Raw genomic sequence first — 19799 nt, 5'->3', positions numbered from 1 at the left:
CCACGGGCCCCCAACGTCCCCATCGTTCACACACCAGCGCCTTGGTTGGTGCCCGTTGCCAACGCTTCGAACAAACGCCTCACCCGCTTCAATTACCCGTACCCGGGCCAGCGGCAGCGAATGGTATGGGCCGCCCAGGTGGCAAACTGTGTGTAGGTTGTCGCGTCGTATATCTTGGCGCTCTTACCGGGTGGGACGCGTGCGCTATTGGTCTGGAGTGAAGCGTGTGGAGCAGCGAGGGCCCACACACAGTTTGCCACCTGGGCGGCCGTGGACTGTGTGGCGCAGCATGCTGAAACGCGGGGATATGAAGCGGGTGAGGCGCACCGCAAGAGCGTTAGCAACAAACGTGGGTCACGTGATTGCCGTGTGAAGTGTAAGAACCTTTGGGGGCCCTCAGGCAAGAACATGGGCTGGCGGTGTGAGCCGCTTTCTTTTGCCTACTTTTCTTTGCGGCGGCAAAGAAAAGTAGGTGCCGCCCCGCACAGGGGCAACGCGTGAAGCAAGCTAACGTAACGCGGATGCCCGCGCAAAGGCCAAAACACCAAACCGCGACGCCTGCAGCAAGCTAACGAATCGCGGATGCCAACGCAAAGGCAAACCGCCAATGCGACAGCACAAAGACCAAACCCCAACCCCCATCCAGCCGTCGCAGACAAAAAACCCCAAAAATCACACCACAAGAGACTGCTCTTCAAACGGCGCGGGCGCGCCAAAGAAAAACCCTTGCATGACCGTGCACCCCAGCCCCCGCAGCGCATCAGCCTGCGCCTCCGTCTGCACTCCCTCCGCAACGCACGTCAATTCCAGCGACCGGCACAACTCCAGAATGCTCCTCACGATATCCCGCGCCGCCGGATCACTGTCGATTCGATCCAGAAACCCGCGATCGATCTTTACCTTATCCAACGGCAGCCGATGAATACAGGTAAGACTCGAATACCCCGTGCCGAAATCATCGAGCGAGATATGCACGCCAAGCTGCTTGAACGCATCCAGCGCTGCAGACGCCTGCTCGAAATCCTGAATCACGGCAGTCTCCGTCACCTCGAACGTCAAACGCTCAGGCGCAATACCGCTCTCGCGAATCATGCCCGCAATATTCGCAACCGCATCCGCCGAGCCAATATCGCGCGCCGACAGATTAAAAGCGACACGCACGGCCGGATCGCACGTGCGCATCGTTGCGAGCACCTTGCGCAACAACGCCGCCGTCACCGTATGAATGAAATCGCTGCGTTCAGCAACCTTGATGAAAAGCGACGGCGGCACGTCACCCAGCGCCGGACTGCGCCATCGCGCAAGCGCCTCATACGACACGACTCGCTCGTGCAACGTGTCAACGATAGGCTGAAAATGCAGCGTCATTTCGCGTTCGAGGTCCGCGTGCCGCAACGCCTGCTCCACCTGTCCCAACTCGCGAATCTGCCTTTCATGCTCCGACGAGAAGATCGTCGTGCAGCCGCGGCGATACTCCTTGGCGAAATACAACGCATAGTCCGCACGCTCGAACAGTTGTGCGGGCGAAAACCCCGCATCGGGATAAACGGCGAAGCCCAGCGATCCCGACAGCCGCGCGGTCGCACCCGGCCACGCATACGGCGCACGCAGCATCTCGCAGATCGCCGCGCCGATATCGCGCAGTTCCTGCGTCTCGCGCACGTCCGTCACCAGCAGCCCGAACTCGTCACCGCCCAGGCGCGCCAGCCTGATGCGCGGCCCCGACACATCGAGCAACCGACGGCCCACTTCTTCGAGCACCCGGTCGCCCGCGCCGTGGCCGTACAGATCGTTGACCTGCTTGAAGCCGTCAAGATCGATTACACCAACGGCAAAGCGCGCATGCCCGTCCTGCGCCGTTTGAAAAAGCGCGTCGAGATCGGCGAGAAAGCGTCGGCGGTTCGGCAGTCCCGTCAAGAGGTCGAGATTGGCGAGGCGCGAATTTTCGTCGCTCAACCGTTGCAGTTCGGCCTGTTTCGCCTGCAAGGCGTGTTTTGATTCGACGAGGTTCGCGAAGTCGCGATAGTAGGTGATCAAAATGAAGATCATCGCGACGGCAACGAGCAACATGTTGATCGCAATCGCGACGAGCACCGCGTTATGCGTCAGCGAAAAGAACAGCGAGAACGGCACGATCACAATGGCCGTCAGCAGCAACGCGGCCTTGCGCATATGCATCAGACAGAAGATGCAGCCGATCACCGTAATCGACATGTAGAACGCTACGTGCGCGCGCGCGTACGGATCGCCATACGGGAACAACAGCAATCCCCAGCCGGTGAAGATGACACCCAGCAGCGCAATCAGCCAGACGGTCGTCTTGAGCCGCGACGCGACCTGCTCGTCCGTCAGCGAAGCGAGGTATTTTCTTCGCCTCACCCACACGACGAGCCGGATCGCGCAGGCCGTGCACATCGCGAGCGGCACCCAGATGGCGAGCCACGCCGGCGCAACGGCGACATGCGTTGCGGCCACAGCAACGCTGTTGATCACGAGGATCACGTACAGCAGCGGCAATTGCCGCGAAAACGCGTCGAACTGCGAGCGTGACAGCGCGGCCTTCACGGCGGGAATGGTGCGGAACGAAGCGAGGTCCTGCGGGCGAATCATGGCTCGGCAGCGTGAATGGGTCGGCAAGGTGCGCCGCCTGTCGATTGGTCCAGGCTGCGGGACGCGGTCGCGTTTGTCACGCTCCTGCATGTTTACGGCAGTTTCACGGCGAACCTGATGATACGAGAGCGACTGCGTTCGCCAGTAAAGAAACCTGCGTGATGTGCCGCGCTGTGTCGACGGCGCCACACACGCTTGCGCAACACGCCTGCTAATGCTCGCAAAAAGCCCATTTTTGCAGGGCATTCCTCAGATCAATAGTGCCTGAACAGCGGTTTGGTTTATCCGCCCAGGACCACAGCCGCGATCTCGACGAACAGGATTTTCACGATCGTCATCGACGGAAAGATCATGGCGTAGCCGACATCGGGGCGATCGGTGGGCGCAATGCGGTTCGCGAACGCGAGGATGGCCGGGTTGCCCGTCGCACCGCTGATCACGCCGACGGTCGCGTCGAACGGCAGGCGAAAAAGCCACAGGCAGCACGCCGCAGTAATGCACACGAGTGCAATCAGAATGACGGCGCCGTACAGCAGAAATGAGATGCCCGTGAGGCCGATCGTCGCAAAGAACTTCGGTCCCGACGACAGCCCCACTTGCGCGAGAAACACAGTCAGGCCGAAGTTGCGCAGCACGAGATTGGCGGAAAGCGGCATCGTCCAGACCAGTCCACCCAGTCGCCGGATCTTGCCGAGATAGAGCGCGACCAGCAGCAGCGCGGCAAGCCCCAGCGACAACTTGCCGACGCCCGGTATCGGCAGCGGAATCAGGCCGACCAGCAAGCCGATCGCGGCGCCGACGCCGATCGAGATGTAGCTCAACTCCGCCGTGCCCTTGATCGAATCGCCGAACAGCTTGCGCACGGCTTCGCGTTGACCGGGGCCGATCAGCAAGCCGACACGGTCGCCGAACTCGAGTATCAGCTCGGGGCTCGGCAGCATGTCGGCGTCGCCGCGGCGCACGTGCGCGATCGAGCACACCATGCCGTCGGGGAAGCGGACATCGCGCAGCGCGTGGCCGACGACGATGCGGCTCGACGCGAACACGCGCAGATAGTCGAGGTCTTCGCGGAAACGCGTCATGCGTCCGGGGTGCAATTCGCCGAGCAGTTCGGTGGCCTTGCGCAGTTCGTCGCCATCCATTGATGTGGCGAGCAGGACGTCGTCGGCTTGCATGACGAGATCGTCGGCGGGCAGCTGGTTGTGATGCGCGCGGCGCACGGCTGCGATGCCGAGGCCTGCGGGCAGGCGCGCCTTGAGTTCGGGAAAGGTGAGGCCGACGAATGCCTGGTTACGCAGCGCGATCTCGGCTGTCTCCATGATGTGCGCGGGCGGCGCTTCGATCTTGCGCGCCAGCGCGACGCTCAGCAGATACAAAAACAGGATTGGCCCCGCGACGCCGAACGGATACGCGACGCTATAGCCGACGGCCGCGCCTTCGCCCTTCAGCACGGCGAGCACCGCCTGCAGGCTTGCCGTGCTGGTGCCTGCGCCCGCATACAGGCCGAGCGCCTGATCGAGCTTCACGCCGAATAGCGGCCCGAGCGCGAGCGACACGAAGCCCGCGCCGATCACGCCGAGCACGGCGGCTGCGTTTGCCTTGAGTCCATCGGCACTCGACAAGCCAGCGAAAAATTGCGCGCCGTACTGCACGCCGATGCCATAGAGAAACAGCAGCAGACCCAACGTGCCGAGCACCGCGGGCGGCGCGGACTTCGGCGCGAATCCGCCGATTGCGAGTCCGACGAACAGCACCGCGCCCGAGCCGAGCGCCACGCCTTTGATGCTGCATTCGCCGATCACATAGCCCAGTGCGACGGTGAGAAACAAGGTGAGCAATGGCTGCGATTCGAGCAATGTCCGGACTGCGTCCATATCCGCTCCATAAGGTTTGTGCAGCGGCTGCTGTTAGCTAGCCAGAGAGCATGCACGTGATGTTTTTTGCGGTGTTCGCTCTCGTATTGCCAGATCAATGATAGACGCTGCGCGGAGGGGTGGTCGAATTGGGCAATGCGGTTTGGTGTTTTGGTGTTTGCGTTGTTGGCGGGCTTTGCGCGTCGCGGTTTGGTGTTTTTAGCCTTTGCGCTGGCATCCGCGATTTGTTAGGTTGCTTCAGGCGTCGCCGTTCTGGGTTTTGGACTTTGCGCTGGCATCCGCGATTCGTTAGCTTGCTTCAGGCGTCGCCGTTCTGGATTTTGGACTTTGCGCTGGCATCCGCGTTACGTTAGCTTGCTTCAAGCGTCGCCCCTGTGCGGGGCGGCACCTACTTTTCTTTGCCGCCGCAAAGAAAAGTAGGCAAAAGAAAGCGGCTCACACCGCCAGCGCTAATTCTTGCCTGAGGGCCCCCACAGGTTCTTACGCTTCACACGGCAATCACGTGACCCATCTTCGTTGCCAACGCTCTTGCGGTGCGCCTCACCCGCTTCATGCGTCCGCGTCGCAGCACGCCTTGCCAGACAGTCCTCCGCCGCCCAGGTGGCAAACTGTGTGTCGGCCCTCAGTGCTCCACACGCCTCACTCCGGACCATTAGCGCACGCGTCCCACCCGGTAAGAGCGCCAGGCTATACGACGCGACAACCTACACACAGTTTGCCACCTGGGCGGCACATACCATTCGCTGCCGCTTGACCGGGTACGGGTATCCGAAGCAGGTGAGGCATTCATTCGAAGCGTTGGCAACGGCCGCCAACCATGGCACTGATGTTTGAAGTGTGGGGACGTTGGGGGCCCGTGGGCAAACGTCAAGAATTGGCGGTGTGAGCCGCTTTCTTTTGCCTACTTTTCTTTGCGGCGGCAAAGAAAAGTAGGTGCCGCCCCGCACAGGGGCGACGCGTGAAGCGAGCTAACAATTCGCGGATGCCAGCGCAAACACCAACAAACCAAAACCAAAACCAAAACCAAACCAACATTACCGAAATGTAATCAACCCCCACCCACATCTCGGTATGATCAAACCATCCCCCTCTATCCGCAAAGCGGAGCAGAACAATGCGCATCCTGGTCATCGAGGACGAACCCAAAACAGCCGCCTACCTGAAGAAAGGACTGGAAGAGTCCGGCTATTCAGTCGAGGTAGCGAACGACGGCTCCCACGGCCTGATTCTCGCGCAGGAGGAGGACTACGACGTCATCATCCTCGACGTAATGCTCCCGTGGATGGACGGCTGGACCGTCGTGAAAACGCTGCGCGCCACGCGCACCACCCCCGTGCTCTTTCTCACCGCCCGCGACGACGTCGACGACCGCGTGCGCGGTCTCGAACTCGGCGCCGACGACTACCTCGTCAAACCTTTTGCGTTCGTCGAACTGCTCGCACGCGTACGCACGCTCGCGCGTCGCGGGCCGCCGCGCGAAAGCGAACTGATCCGCATCGGCGACCTGGAAATGGACGTGAACCGCCGCCGCGTCAAGCGCGGCACGACGCGCATCGATCTCACGCCGCGCGAGTTCTCGCTGCTGCAACTGCTCGCGCGCCGGCACGGCGAGGTGCTCAGCCGTACGCAGATCGCGTCGTACGTATGGGACATGAACTTCGACAGCGATACGAACGTCGTCGAAGTCGCCATTCGCCGCCTGCGCAGCAAGATCGACGACAACTTCCCCGTCAAGCTGATTCATACCGTTCGCGGTGTCGGCTATGTGCTCGAAATCAAGGACGCGGGTTGATGCGCGGCCGTTCGATCACCACCACGCTCGCGCTCGCGTTCGGCGCGACGACGCTCGCCGTGTTCGTGCTGGTCGGCAACTTTCTGTATCGCGCGCTCGAACGGGAGATCAGTTCGCAGGACGACATGAGCATCGTGCTCGCGGCCCGTCATGCACGACGCCTCGCGCAGGAAATCGAAGCATCGAAAGGCATTCGCGAGCATGGCGACCGCATCACGAGCATCGTGCTGGGCAATCCCGGCATGTCGATGGAGGTGTTCGATCCCAACGGGCAACTCGCCATCGAACACAATCTGACGAGCACGCTCGGCATGCCCATGCCCGCCAGCGACGGCTCGATTCTCGCCACCGGCCGCTCCATTCAGCGCGTGCCGCCAACGGTGCGCATCACGCAAGACGACATCGTCGCGTGGCGCAACAACACGGGTGCGCCGATTCGCGGCGTCGCCACCGACGCGACCTTGCGCGACGGCGAAACCGTCAGCATTCTGATCGCGCGCAACCTGAGCGACCGCTACGAACTGCTCGATCACTACCGCGATCAGATCAAGATCTACGGCATCATTGGCGTGCTGCTGACCACCGTGCTCAGCTATCTGCTGATTCGCGCGGCGATGCGGCCCGTACGCGATATCGCCGCGAGCGCCGCGCAAGTCACCGTGAACCGCCTGAACACGCGCATTGCCGTTAAACGCGTGCCGCGCGAACTCGAAACATTGGTGACCACGCTCAACGCCATGCTCGAACGCATGGATCACGGCTTCAAACAGATGTCGCGTTTCACCGCCGATCTCGCGCACGACATGCGCACGCCGCTCAGCAATATGCGCGGCGCGACGGAAGTCGCGCTCGCACGCACGCGCTCCGCCGACGAATACGAAGCCCTGCTCGCATCGAACCTCGAAGAGTGCGAACGCCTGTCGCGCATGATCGAGAACGTGCTGTTTCTCGCGCGCGCGGAGCATCCACAATTCGTCAAGCACATGCGCGTGTTCGATGCCGTACAGGAACTGACGCGCATCGGCGAGTATTTCGAAGGTGTCGCGGAAGATGCCGGCGTGCGCGTTCGCGTGACAGGCGCCGCGATGCTCACCGCCGATCTCGAACTCTTCCGCCGCGCCATCGGCAACCTGCTCGCGAACGCGCTGCGCTATACACCGCGCGACCGCGAGATCGTGCTCGACGCTCATGAGACCGACGGCAGCGTACGCATCACGGTGTCGAACGAAGGCGAGCCGATTGCGCCCGAACATCTCGAACGGATTTTCGACCGCTTCTATCGCGTCGACCCGTCGCGCAGTTCGTTGCCGTCATCAGGTTCGCCGCAAGGCTCGCCGGGATCGACGGGGCTGGGCCTCGCAATCGTGCGCACGATCATGGAGCTGCACGGCGGCACCGTGCATGCGGAAAGCGACGCGCGCAGCACGCGCTTCGTGCTGACGTTTCGTTGAGTGCGCGCGCCAAGCTAGCTGCGATTCAGCTGCGATTCAGCTGCTATTCAGCGGCTATTGCGCCTCTATTGCGCCCGCAGCCCCGACAGCGTGACGCGAAGCCCCGTACCGTTTTCGTTGTTGTCGATGCTCAGCGTCGCCTGATGGCGTTGCGCGACTTTCAGCGCAATCGCGAGGCCCAGCCCGCTGCCATGTTCCTTGTTGCCCGCGCTGCGATAGAAGCGGTCGAACACGCGTTCGCGCTCCACGTCCGGAATGCCGGGCCCGCTGTCCGACACGCACAGGCCGACGGTGTCGCCATTGCGCTTCAGGATCACATCCACCTTGCCGCCGCGCGGCGTATAGCGGATAGCGTTGTCGATCAGATTGTTGAGCAGCACCTCGATACCGGCTGGCTCGGCGCTGACCTTGTAGGCGTCGTCGGCATCGCGAGAGGGATTGAACTCCAGGCCGAGGTCGATCTGCCGCGCTTCGGCGAGCGTCGAAAAGTCGCCCACGGCGCGCTCGCACAGGCGGCGCAGGCTTACCGGCTCGAAATGCGCGCTGCGCTGCGCGTCTTCGCGCGCCATCGTCAGCAGTTGTTGCACGAGATGGATCAGCCGGTTCAGACGCCCTTCGATGCGCTCGAAAGTCTGCTTGTTACCGACCAGCGAGCCGTCGCGCTCGGCCCCCTGCAACTGCAGTTTCAATGCGGCGAGCGGCGAGCGCAGTTCGTGTGCAGCGTCGCCGACAAAAGTGCGTTGCGATTGCGATGCGAGGTTCAGGCGGTGCAGCAGGTCATTGAGCGCATCGACGAGCGGCTTCAGTTCGACGGGCATGTGTCCGTCCAGGCGCAACGGATCGAGCGAATCGAACGAACGGGTCGCGAGTGCGCGCGAGATGCTGCCGATCGGCGCAAGACCGCGTCTCACCACGAACAGCACGATCAGCACGATGACGGGCAGAAGCAGCGCGAGCGGCCACAGCGTGCGCAATGCGAGATGCAGCGCGAGATCTTCGCGCACGGACACGGGTTGCGCGACCTGCACGAACCGGTCGCCTTCCTGTACGCCGAAGACCCGCCAGTGATACTCGTCGCGCTCGACGGTGCGCAAGCCCGGCGGATAGCGCGGCACGTCTATGCCTTCGAGCGACTTGTACACGCTCTGACCTGCGTCGTCCCACACTTCGATGAACAGGCGATCGTCGGCGAGGCCCGCGAAGTCCGGCGTGCGCCGCGCGAGTTCGTTGATGCTGCCGACCGTCGCCGGCACCGAGAGCGCCACCGTGCGCAATTCGTAGTCGAACAGCTCGGTGGCTTCGAGCCGCGCGGTATAGAAAATGCCATACGCCGCGCTCAACGCCGCGAGCGCGAGACCCGCAATCAGCCAGCCGAGCAACCAGCGCCGGATCGACGTCATACGGCGCGCTTGAGCCGGTAGCCGACGCCACGCACCGTCACGATCTGGTCGGCGCCGATCTTGCGCCGCAGGCTATGCACATGCACTTCGATGGTGTTGCTGCCCACTTCCTCGCCCCAGCCATACAGCTTGTCTTCGAGTTCGGAGCGCGTGAAGACGCGCGCCGGCTCTTCGATCAGCGCCTGCAGCAGGCTGAATTCACGCGGCACGAGCGACAGCCGTTCGCCCTTCAGCGTCGCTTCGTGTGCGGCCGGGTTCAAGGTCAGATCGCCGTGCGCGTACTCGGGATGGGCGTGCCCCGTGCGCCGGCGCAGCAACGCGCGTACGCGCGCCGCGAGTTCGTCGAGATCGAAGGGCTTGACGAGATAGTCGTCGGCGCCCGCGTCGAGCCCCGCAATGCGACTCTCGACGGCGTCGCGCGCGGTGAGAATCATCACGGGCGCGCTGCCGCCGCTGCGCCGGTAGCGGTTGAGCACGTCGATGCCATCGGCCTTCGGCAGGCCGAGATCGAGCAGCACCAGATCGTAGACGTCGTGGGCGAGCGACAGCTCGGCTTCGCGCCCGTCGTGCGCCCAGTCGATGGCATAGCCCGCGCCACGCATCGTATCCACGACGGGCTCGCCAATCATTTCGTCATCTTCCACCAGCAGCAAACGCATGGCCCATGCTCTCCGTCGATAGCCTCCATTCTCGGAACCCGTAGCTTAACGCGCCCTTAAGCAGCGGTTCGCCGGAAGGCCGCTCAGACGCTCGCGCCGACGCGCTTCGGTATCGCAGGGAGGCCTTCGCAGGCTTCGCATCGGCCGAAGATCACGAGGCTAGACGCCAGGTAGTGAAAGTGCTGATCGGCGGCGATCTTGGCCTGCTGCTGTTCAAGGCCCGGATCGTACGCGTCCTGAATGCGTCCGCAGCGGTTGCAGACGAGGTGATAGTGGCGCTGCCCGCGATTGAGTTCGTAGATGATGCGCGCATCGCCCAATGTCGCGCTCGAGATGAGGTCCGCCTCATGCAACTGCGAGAGCGCGCGGTAGACACTCGCCAGGCTGCAAGGCTCCGGCTCGCGCGACAGCTTGCGATACACCTGATCGGCAGTGAAATGCTCGTGCGGGAGCTCGTGGAAAAGCCTCAGCACGGAGGCCCGGCTCGAGGTCGGGCGCAGGCCGGCCGCTTTTAACGCAGCGTAGATTGCAATCATGGGGAGCCCCGTCCGGTAGCGCAAAGCCTCTGTCGGGCTTCGCAACGGGCCATTCTGGCCGCGCGATCCTTAAGAATTGCTTAGCGGGCTTGCGGGGCGGGCGCAGCGCGTCTTGGGTGCTTCGCGCGCTTTGCGTACGACGCTCAGAGGAGCTCCAGCGTCCTCTCGTCCGGCTTGCCGCCGAAGTATCTGGCGAGCGCTTCGGTGAACACCGGCTCGTCGGGCGCGGCTTTCGAAAACAGCGTCATCGACGAATGGAACTTCAGGTAATCCGGATAGCCGAAGATGGTCTCGATCGACCGGCCCTCGACTTCGTTGACGGCCCGCGTCACCTGCTTTAAACGGGGACCGAGCACCGGATGTTGCAAATACGCGACAGCTTCGGGGAGTGAGTCAATGGCAAATTTTTGGGCCATTTGACTCGATCCGAGCCCCTGAAACTGGGGAAAGACATACCACATCCAGTGGGTTTGCTTGCGCCCGCCTCGCAATTCCGCTAGCGCCTGCTCATAAATAGGTGCCTGAGCATCGACGAAGCGTCGAAGGTCGAATTTATCGTCCATCCCGTCCTCCGCAATTCTTTGGCGTGCCGCAGCAAACGCATCCGGCATACCCGCCAATTCCATACAACAACCTTTCAGCCCCGCCTTTCCGACCGTCGGCGCGCCACAAAAGGGGCTCCGATGCGGCATTGCGACACTATGTCTCACCTCTGATCGCGCAATAGTTCGTTCGCATCAAAGTGCTGTACTGCAACACGTGCATTTCGTATTATGCGAGCGCTTATAAAAGGAGCAAGGAAATGCATGCGTTCGTTCGTTTGTTTTTGTAGAGGGCCGCGATGACGAAAAAAATCGCGGGCCGGCTAGCCGGTCTCGTTTCAATTGCCCCAGCCCTCCTGCTTTCGGGGTGCAACAACCTCGAGCTGCTCACGCCGAAAGGCCCCATCGGCGCCGCCGAGAAGTCGCTGATCGCGACCTCGACGTGGGCCATGCTGATCGTCGTGATTCCCGTCATCTTCCTGACGCTGCTGTTCGCATGGCGCTATCGCGCATCGAACAAGTCCGCCGAATACCGTCCGAACTGGTCGCATTCGACGGCAATCGAAGTCGCCGTCTGGACGATCCCCGCCTTGATCATTCTGTTCCTCGCCGTCCTGACGTGGAAGAGCACGCATGAGCTCGACCCGTACAAGCCGCTCGAATCGAACGTGAAGCCGATCAATGTCGAAGTCGTCGCGCTCGACTGGAAGTGGCTGTTCATCTATCCGGATCTCGGCATCGCTTCCGTGAACCAGCTGGCGATTCCCGTGGGCACCCCGGTGAATTTCCGCATCACGTCGGACACGGTGATGAACTCGTTCTTCATCCCGCAACTGGGCGGCCAGATCTACGCGATGGCAGGCATGCAGACGCGTCTGCATCTGCTGGCTGAAGAAGCGGGCGATTACGCCGGCACCTCGGCCAACTTCAGCGGCAAGGGCTTCTCGGACATGAAGTTCCGCACGCTCGCCGAGTCGCAGCAAGATTTCGACGCATGGGTCGCGAAAGCACGCGCATCGACGGACCACCTCTCCATGGATCGCTATTACGCAGTGGCGAAGCCGGAAGAAAAGGCCTCCGTGTCGTACTTCTCGTCGGTCGATCCCAAGCTCTTCAACAACATTGTTGCCCGCTACAACAACGGTCACGTCATCGACAACATGAAAGACGTGAACTGTGCACCTAACGGGACCAAGGGGTAAGCATGTTCGGTAAATTAACCCTGGAAGACATTCCGTACCACGAACCCATCATCGTGGTCGCAGGCGCCGGGATGATTCTCGGCGCGCTGGCCGTGCTCGGCGCAATCACGTATTTCGGCAAGTGGCGTTACCTGTGGACCGAATGGCTCACGTCGGTCGACCACAAGAAGCTCGGCGTGATGTACATCGTCGTTGCGATGATCATGCTGCTGCGCGGCTTCGCCGACGCGATCATGATGCGTACGCAGCTCGCGCTCGCGTATCACGCGCCTGGCTATCTGCCGCCGCACCACTACGATCAGATCTTCACGGCGCACGGCGTCATCATGATCTTCTTCATGGCGATGGCCTTCATGGTCGGCCTGATGAACCTGATCGTGCCGCTGCAGATCGGCGCACGCGACGTCGCGTTCCCGTTCCTGAACTCGCTGTCGTTCTGGATGACGGCGATCAGCGCGATCCTGATCAACATCTCGCTGCTGGTCGGCGAATTCGCGCAAACGGGCTGGCTCGCATACCCGCCGCTGTCGGAGCTGCAGTTCAGCCCGGGCGTCGGTGTCGACTACTACCTGTGGAGCTTGCAGCTGTCGGGTATCGGCACCTTGCTGACGGGCGTGAACTTCTTCGTCACGATCATCAAGATGCGCGCACCCGGCATGACGCTGATGAAGATGCCTGTCTTCACGTGGACTGCGCTGTGCACGAACGTGCTGATCATGGCCGCGTTCCCGATCCTGACCGTCACGCTCGCGCTGCTCGGCCTGGACCGTTACCTCGGCATGCACTTCTTCACGAACGATGCCGGCGGCAACGCCATGCTGTACCTGAACCTGATCTGGGCATGGGGCCACCCTGAGGTCTACATCCTGATCCTGCCGGCGTTCGGTATCTTCTCGGAAGTCATCTCGACGTTCGCGCGCAAGCCGCTGTTCGGCTACAAGACGATGGTCTACGCAACGTGCGCGATCATGGTGCTGTCGTTCCTCGTGTGGCTGCACCACTTCTTCACGATGGGTTCGGGCGCCGACGTCAACGCGTTCTTCGGCATTGCGACGATGGTCATCGCCATCCCGACGGGCGTGAAGGTGTTCAACTGGCTGTTCACGATGTACAAGGGCCGCATCGAGTTCACGACGCCCGTGCTGTGGACGATCGGCTTCATGGTCACGTTCACGATCGGCGGCATGACGGGCGTGATGATGGCGATTCCGGGCGCGGACTTCGTGCTGCACAACTCGCTGTTCCTGATTGCTCACTTCCACAACGTGATCATCGGCGGCGTGCTGTTCGGCTACCTCGCCGGCATGAACTTCTGGTTCCCGAAGGCGTTCGGCTTCAAGCTGAACGAGAAGCTCGGCAAGGCTGCGTTCTGGTTCTGGCAGATCGGCTTCTGGGTTGCGTTCACGCCGCTGTACGTGCTCGGCTTCATGGGCATGACGCGCCGTCTGAACCACTACGACAACCCGGCATGGCACCCGTGGCTGCTCGTCGCCGAACTGGGCGCCGTGCTCGTCGCAATCGGTATCGCCTGCCAGCTGCTGCAACTCGTGGTCTCGATCCGCGACCGCAACAAGCCGGAAAACCGCGACCTGACGGGCGATCCGTGGAACGGCCGTACGCTCGAATGGGCGACGACTTCGCCGCCGCAGATCTACAACTTCGCGACCGTGCCTGTCGTGCATGAACTGGATGCATTCCACGACATGAAGCAACGCGGCAATGTCGAGAAGCCCGTCTACCGCGACATTCACATGCCGTCGAACACCAGCGCAGGTTTCTTCATCGGCGTGTTCAGCCTCGCGCTGGGCTTCGCGTTGACGTGGCACATCTGGTGGCTGGCTATCGCGGCCTTTATCGGCGCGATCGGTACGTGGATCGCACGCAGCTTCGATAACGACACCGACTACTACATCCCCGCCGAAACCGTTCGCATGATGGAAGAACGTAACGGCGCTGGTTCGGGCGCGGCGATCGCCAAGCAACTGCCCGAAGCTGAGGAGATTGCCTGATGCTACAAAAAGCTATTGTTGCGGACCCGCATCATCACGACGCGGAACACGCTCCGTCCAATTCCGTGTTCGGCTTCTGGCTGTACCTGATGACCGACTGCATTCTGTTCGCGGCGCTGTTCGCGACGTTTGCAGTGATGAGCCACCAGTTCGCGGGCGGTCCGAGCGGCAAGGATCTGTTCGAGATCCAGGGCGTGGCGATCGAAACGGCGATCCTGCTGTTCTCGAGTATCACCTACGGTTTCGCGATGCTCGGCGCGCACAAGAACAACAAGAGCACCACGTTGTTCTGGCTGGCTGTGACGTTCGTGCTGGGCGCATCGTTCGTCGCGCTGGAAATCCGCGAGTTCTCGCACATGATCGCGGACGGCGCGGGTCCTGACCGCAGCGCGTTCCTGTCGGCGTTCTTCACGCTGGTCGGCACGCACGGCCTGCACGTCACGTCGGGTCTGGTGTGGATGCTGGTGATGATGATTCAGGTGGTGCGCGCGCCCGCTCTGGGTGAGCGCGAACTGCGCCGTCTGACGTGCCTGAGCCTTTTCTGGCACTTCCTGGACATCGTGTGGATCGGTGTTTTTTCGTTTGTCTATCTTGCGAGCGTGATCTAAATGAGCAGCCATTCTCACTCATCACATTCGGCGCACGGGGACGAAAGCCACGGCAGTTTCGGCAGCTACATGATCGGGTTCGTGCTGTCCGTCATTCTGACGGCAGCCGCATTCGGCGTGGTGCTGGCGGGCTGGGCGACGGGCACGCAGGCGCTCTACGCGATCGCCGGTCTCGGCCTCGTGCAGATCATCGTGCACCTGGTGTACTTCCTGCACATGAACACGTCGTCGGGTCAGCGCTGGAACGTGACCGCGTTTGCGTTCACCGTGCTGACGGCTGTTATCGTGATCGGCGGTACGCTGTGGGTCATGCATAACGTCAGCATGAACATGATGTCGCGCTAACCTTGCGTTAAGCGCGCATCCTCGCGCCGGTTGCACATGCCATAGCGTGCGGCCGGCGCGGTTTCCCTCCCCTGCTTCATCTGCGCTTTATCTGCACATCAACTGCTGATCAGTTGCGCGCCAGCATCTCCATCGGACGGCCACGTCCCGTCACGAGACATCCCGACCTGAACGCTTCGCCCTGACTGCTGGCGGCAGCGTCGCCAAACCCTCTGCCCAGCGCATCGAGCTTCACCTGTTCGGCACCTTGCGCGCAGGCGAACGTGCTGGCCTCCCGCGCCTGCGCATGCAGCAGCGCCCGGTCGGCAACCAGGTAAGCCAAAACGGCAATAACGGCGATGTGGAAAACTTTTCTCATGGGTTCGTCTCCTCGCGACTTAAGCGTACAGCGAACAACGGACGCTTAAATCTAGGGCAACCCCTGTAAGCCGCGATTGCGCCGCATCGTGTGGAAGCGCTTCCAGTGCCGCTTTTTTGTGCAGCGCACTTCTCCTGCGCAGGACCATCCAGCAATGTCAATGCCGAGTTCCGCAATAAATAAAAAACGCACTTGTGGCAGCGCAACATTATTATTTTGAGTTATCCTCGTTAACCCTGACCGTCATGCGTTTTGGTTACGCGCGTGCGCAAGCCGCGCATCGTCCCGCGCCCCTCGGGGCCGTCCGTCGAAATGTCCATGTAAGGTTTTTTGATCCTTCGCCCTGGGGGCGAGGGCCTGCTATTCGCGTTCAGGCGTTTCATCAAAGAGCAAATGCACCTCCCATCAGTCCTCGACCTCCTGATCTGGGTCCCCATCGTCGCCGGTATCGTCGTGCTGCTCGGCGGCTCTGACAGCGCGCAAAGCCGCACGCGCTGGCTTGCGCTAATCGGCGCGGCCGTCAGCATCCTGCCCGTCATTCCGCTGGTAGCGGGTTTCGATTCGTCGCTGTCGACGATGCAGTTCGAGCAGCAGTCCGCGTGGCTGCCCGAGTTCGGCATCTCGTATCACCTCGGGGTCGACGGCATTTCGCTGTGGTTCACCGTGCTGACGGCCGTGACGACGCTGATCATCGTGATCGCGTCGTGGGAATCGATCACCACGCGCGTCGCGCAGTACTACGGCGCGTTCCTGCTGCTGTCCGGCTGCATGCAAGGCGTGTTCACGTCGCTCGACGGCATGCTGTTCTTCGTGTTCTTCGAAGCGTCGCTGATTCCGCTGTATCTGCTGATCGGCACGTGGGGCGAAAAGCGCCGCGTCTACGCAGCCGTGCGTTTCTTCTTCTTTTCGCTGGTCGGCTCGCTCGCGATGCTCGCCGCGCTGATCTACCTCTGGGCGCACTCGCACACGTTCGACATCGCCACGTGGCGCACGCTGAAGCTCGACTTCATGCCGCAGATCATGGTGTTCATCGGCTTCGTCGCGGCCTTCTCGGTGAAGGTGCCGATGTGGCCCGTGCACACGTGGCTACCCGACGTCCACTCGGATGGCCCGACGGGCGCCGCCGTGCTGCTCGGCATGCTGAAGATGGGCGGCTACGGCCTGCTGCGCTTCGCGCTGCCTATCGTGCCGGACGCCTGCCATTTCTTCGCACCGGCGATGATCGCGCTGTCGCTGGTCGCGGTGATCTACGGCAGCCTGCTGGCGCTCGCGCAGACCGACATGCGCAAGCTGCTCGCCTACTCCGCCGTCGCGCACATGGGCCTCGTCACGCTCGGCCTGTTCACGTTCGACCGCATGGGCACGGAAGGTGCCGTGGTGCAGATGCTGTCGTACGGCATCGTGTCGGGCGCGATGCTGCTGTGCACGGGCATGCTGTTCGACCGCACGAAGAACGGCTCGATCGATGCCTACGGCGGCGTGGCCAACTCGATGCCCAAGCTCGCCACGTTTGCGATGCTGTTCTCGATGGCGAACGTCGGCTTGCCGGGCACGTCGGGTTTCGTCGGCGAGTTTCTGGTGCTGATGGGCGCGATCCGCTTCAACTTCTGGGTTGGCGCGACGGCTGCGCTGACGCTGATCCTGAGCGCCGCGTACACGCTGTGGATGTACAAGCGCGTGATGTTCGGCGCGGTCAAGAACACGCGCGTGTCGAGCCTGCGCGATCTGGGCCGCCGCGAATTCGTGCTGCTCGGCGCGATGGCCGTGCTGGTGCTGGCCATCGGCGTGCGTCCGAAGACCTTCACGGACGCGATCGGCCCGGCCACGGAAAACCTCGTTGCGCAAGCACAGGGCTCCGCGCTGCCGACGGATACGGGTGTCGCTTCGAACAACCGTGCGCCGGCTGCTGCGCCTCGTATGCCGGGCTGATCGGCTTCGACGGCAAGCATTCGACGGGCGTCCATCGGACGCCCGTTTTTATTTGCGTTGGCGCATTTGCGTTGGCGCATTCGCGCTGGCCCAACAAAAAAACGGCCTCGCATCGCTGCGAGGCCGTTTCTACATCGAGCCTGAAACGCGCGCTTAACCGCCGCGCCTCTCCATAAATCCGCCGAAGAACGCGCGCGCGTTCGCTTCGAGACTTTCCAGGTGATAGCCGCCTTCCTGCACGATCACGGAAGGCAAGCGCAACGCGCCGATCGCTTCACCGAGCCGCCCGAAACCTTCCGTCGTGACGGCCACCTGCGATTGCGGATCGTCCTTGTAGATATCGAAGCCCAGCGCGAGCACCAGCGCGTCGGGCTCGAAGCGCGTCAACACGCGCAGCGCTTCGTCGAGCCTGTCGAAGAACACCGCTTCCGACGAACCATGCGGCATCGGCAGATTGACGTTGAAGCCATCGCCCGAACCCGCGCCGCGCTCTTCCTCATAGCCCGCTACCACGGGATAAAAGTTGGTCGGATCGCCGTGAATGGAGATGTACAGCACGTCGTCGCGTCCGTAGAAAATCTCCTGCACGCCCTGGCCGTGATGCATGTCGGTGTCGAGAATCGCGACGCGCCTGAAGCGGCTGCGCAACGACTGCCCCGCAATGGCCGCGTTGTTCAGATAGCAGAAGCCGCCCGCCGCATCGGCGCGTGCGTGATGGCCCGGCGGCCGGCACAGCGCATAGGTTTCGCGCGCGCCTTCGTTGACGGCCGACGCCGCCGCCAACGCGCTCTGCGCCGACCAGTACGCGGCACGCCACGTATTCGCGCCCACGGGGCAACTGCCGTCGGCGAGATACCGCGCCGCCTTCGCGAGCACGCCGCGCAACGGATTCGGATCGCGCACGTAGATGTTCGACATTACTTCGTCGCCCCAGTCGTCGGGCATCTTCTTCCAGTCGCGGTGCGCTTCTTCCAGAAAGCGCAGATAGTTCATGTCGTGCACAGCGGCAATGGCGGCCGTGCCATGATCGGCCGGTTCGACGACATCGAAGTCCAGGGACTTCGCCGCGGCCACCAGCCGCGCCGCGCGTTCGGGCACTTCCTGCGGCTCACGCATCTGGCCACGCGACAGATAAGAGCGCGGATGATGCAGCAGTTGTTCGGGGTGAAAAAAAGTCTTCATCGCCAATCCTTTCTTATTGCGCATCCGCCGTCGCCATCGCGCCCGCGCGCGCCAGCACCGCATTGAGCAGCACGTTCGCGCCGCGCGTGACGTCTTCAGGCAGCGCGTCTTCGGCCTCGTTGTGCGACAGTCCGTCGACGCACGGAATGAACACCATCGCCGTCGGGCAATAACGCGCGAGATGAATCGCATCGTGACCTGCGCCGCTGACGATGCGTTCGTTCGAATAGCCGAGCGCTTCGACCGCTTGCGCCACCAGATCGACGCATGCGCTATCGAACGGCGTCGCGGGGCTGCGCCAGTACGTTTCGACGCGAAGCTGCACGCCGCGCGCTTGCGCCACGCGCTCGAAGGCCGCGCGCAGATCACGCTCCATCGCATCGACTTCGCTGTCTTCGTGATGACGCAGATCGACGGTGAACGACACTTCGCCTGCAATCGTGTTGCGCGACGCATTCCTGATGCCAACCTGCCCGATCGTCACGAGGCCGCGCGGCGCGTAGCGTTCGACGATGCGCTCCAGCTCCGTCGCCATCTGCGCGCTCGCAAAGTAAGCATCCTTGCGATACGGCATCGGCGTCGTGCCCGCATGCGCGGCCATGCCCGTCACCGTGACGTCGAGCCAGCGGATCGCCTGGCCGCCCGTCACGACGCCGATGGTCGTGCCGTTCGCTTCGAGCACAGGGCCCTGTTCGATATGCGCTTCGAAATACGCATCGACGGCCTGGCCTTTAACCGCGCGTGCGCCGCGATAGCCGCTCTTTGTCAGCGCATCGGCGAGCGTGATGTGATCGGCGTCTTCCTTCGCCAGCGCGTCGTCGAGCGACGTGATACCCGTGAACACCGCAGAACCGAGCATCGCAGGCGTGAAGCGCGCGCCTTCCTCGTTGGTCCACGAGACGATTTCGATTGGCTTCTCCGTCACGATGTTGGCGTCGTTCAGCGCGCGCACGAGTTCGAGCGCGGCGAGCACGCCGTAGACGCCGTCGAAGCGGCCGCCTTCCGGCTGCGTGTCGAGATGGCTGCCGATCAGCACGGGCGCTGCATCCTGCTGCGCACCTTCACGCCGCGCGAACAGATTGCCGATTTCATCGACGCTCACCGTCATGCCCGCGTCGCGGCACCACGTGGCGAACAGATCGCGGCCGCGCACGTCTTCATCGGTGAGCGCAAGACGCCGCACGCCGCCCTTCGGCGTCGCGCCGATTTGCGCCATGTCCATCAGGCTTCGCCAAAGGCGCGCGCCGTCGATTTGCAACAGATCTTTCATGAGTCTTCCGGGTCGTTCAACGTGAGTTCGGT

Annotated in this window: 16 protein-coding genes; 7 read left to right on the top strand and 9 right to left on the bottom strand. The window is 62.4% G+C overall.

Annotation, left to right across the window (positions count from 1 at the left end; all coding sequences use genetic code 11):
* Positions 1-672: 672 nt before the first annotated feature.
* On the bottom strand, positions 673-2610 hold the full coding sequence (locus C2L66_RS17720) for a putative bifunctional diguanylate cyclase/phosphodiesterase (RefSeq protein ID WP_060604165.1): 1938 nt from the start codon (positions 2608-2610) through the stop codon (positions 673-675).
* A gap of 281 nt (positions 2611-2891) precedes the next feature.
* Positions 2892-4484 carry an aspartate-alanine antiporter-like transporter gene (locus tag C2L66_RS17715; protein ID WP_060604169.1) on the bottom strand — a complete coding sequence of 531 codons (1593 nt, stop codon included), beginning with the start codon at positions 4482-4484 and terminating at the stop codon, positions 2892-2894.
* Between the two features lie 1114 nt (positions 4485-5598).
* Between C2L66_RS17715 and C2L66_RS17710 the strand changes: the two genes are divergently transcribed.
* Together C2L66_RS17710 and C2L66_RS17705 are read left to right on the top strand one after the other, a co-directional pair.
* Positions 5599-6276, top strand: a complete 678-nt coding sequence (locus C2L66_RS17710) for a heavy metal response regulator transcription factor (protein WP_035999940.1) — start codon at positions 5599-5601, stop codon at positions 6274-6276.
* Complete coding sequence (locus C2L66_RS17705) at positions 6276-7727, top strand: heavy metal sensor histidine kinase (RefSeq protein WP_060604172.1); 1452 nt, start codon at positions 6276-6278, stop codon at positions 7725-7727. The genes C2L66_RS17710 and C2L66_RS17705 overlap by 1 nt, the downstream gene beginning before the upstream one ends.
* A gap of 65 nt (positions 7728-7792) precedes the next feature.
* Here C2L66_RS17705 and C2L66_RS17700 read toward each other — a convergent pair whose 3' ends face one another.
* The 4 genes from C2L66_RS17700 to C2L66_RS17685 all read right to left on the bottom strand — a co-directional run bounded on the left by C2L66_RS17700 (position 7793) and on the right by C2L66_RS17685 (position 10885).
* Complete coding sequence (locus tag C2L66_RS17700) at positions 7793-9127, bottom strand: sensor histidine kinase (protein WP_060604173.1); 1335 nt, start codon at positions 9125-9127, stop codon at positions 7793-7795.
* The gene (locus tag C2L66_RS17695) at positions 9124-9786 is read right to left on the bottom strand and encodes a response regulator (RefSeq protein WP_054932975.1); all 663 of its coding nucleotides are present in this window, start codon (positions 9784-9786) and stop codon (positions 9124-9126) included. Before C2L66_RS17695 ends, C2L66_RS17700 begins: the two co-directional genes overlap by 4 nt.
* A gap of 83 nt (positions 9787-9869) precedes the next feature.
* Complete coding sequence (locus C2L66_RS17690) at positions 9870-10322, bottom strand: Fur family transcriptional regulator (RefSeq protein ID WP_054932976.1); 453 nt, start codon at positions 10320-10322, stop codon at positions 9870-9872.
* Between the two features lie 143 nt (positions 10323-10465).
* On the bottom strand, positions 10466-10885 hold the full coding sequence (locus C2L66_RS17685) for a DUF1810 domain-containing protein (protein ID WP_054933005.1): 420 nt from the start codon (positions 10883-10885) through the stop codon (positions 10466-10468).
* 278 nt (positions 10886-11163) lie between these two features.
* Here C2L66_RS17685 and cyoA point away from each other — a divergent pair, with 278 nt between their 5' ends.
* From cyoA to cyoD, 4 genes are read left to right on the top strand one after another with little or no spacing between them, the layout of a single operon-like run.
* Entirely contained in the window at positions 11164-12066 is a 903-nt protein-coding gene (gene cyoA / locus C2L66_RS17680) for a ubiquinol oxidase subunit II (RefSeq protein WP_054932977.1), read from the top strand.
* 2 nt (positions 12067-12068) lie between these two features.
* Positions 12069-14075: a cytochrome o ubiquinol oxidase subunit I gene (gene cyoB / locus C2L66_RS17675; RefSeq protein ID WP_054932978.1), complete on the top strand. Its 2007-nt coding sequence runs from the start codon at positions 12069-12071 to the stop codon at positions 14073-14075.
* Positions 14075-14683, top strand: a complete 609-nt coding sequence (cyoC, locus tag C2L66_RS17670; RefSeq protein ID WP_007743998.1) for a cytochrome o ubiquinol oxidase subunit III — start codon at positions 14075-14077, stop codon at positions 14681-14683. Before cyoB ends, cyoC begins: the two co-directional genes overlap by 1 nt.
* Positions 14684-15028: a cytochrome o ubiquinol oxidase subunit IV gene (gene cyoD / locus C2L66_RS17665; RefSeq protein WP_035999922.1), complete on the top strand. Its 345-nt coding sequence runs from the start codon at positions 14684-14686 to the stop codon at positions 15026-15028.
* Between the two features lie 109 nt (positions 15029-15137).
* Here the strand turns inward: cyoD and C2L66_RS17660 are convergent, their stop codons facing one another.
* Positions 15138-15386: a hypothetical protein gene (locus C2L66_RS17660; protein ID WP_054932979.1), complete on the bottom strand. Its 249-nt coding sequence runs from the start codon at positions 15384-15386 to the stop codon at positions 15138-15140.
* Between the two features lie 393 nt (positions 15387-15779).
* Here C2L66_RS17660 and C2L66_RS17655 point away from each other — a divergent pair, with 393 nt between their 5' ends.
* The gene (locus tag C2L66_RS17655) at positions 15780-17315 is read left to right on the top strand and encodes a complex I subunit 4 family protein (RefSeq protein ID WP_060604177.1); all 1536 of its coding nucleotides are present in this window, start codon (positions 15780-15782) and stop codon (positions 17313-17315) included.
* Between the two features lie 153 nt (positions 17316-17468).
* Here C2L66_RS17655 and C2L66_RS17650 read toward each other — a convergent pair whose 3' ends face one another.
* Positions 17469-18497: a histone deacetylase family protein gene (locus C2L66_RS17650; RefSeq protein ID WP_060604180.1), complete on the bottom strand. Its 1029-nt coding sequence runs from the start codon at positions 18495-18497 to the stop codon at positions 17469-17471.
* 13 nt (positions 18498-18510) lie between these two features.
* A complete protein-coding gene (locus tag C2L66_RS17645) occupies positions 18511-19767 on the bottom strand; it encodes a Zn-dependent hydrolase (protein WP_060604184.1) in 1257 nt (418 codons plus the stop codon).
* Between the last annotated feature and the right edge of the window lie 32 nt (positions 19768-19799).

It is taken from the genome of Paraburkholderia caribensis (genome assembly GCF_002902945.1).
Taxonomy (GTDB): Bacteria; Pseudomonadota; Gammaproteobacteria; order Burkholderiales; family Burkholderiaceae; genus Paraburkholderia; species Paraburkholderia caribensis.
Note: the sequence above shows the minus strand (reverse complement) of the source record. Positions and strands in the feature narration are given on the sequence as shown.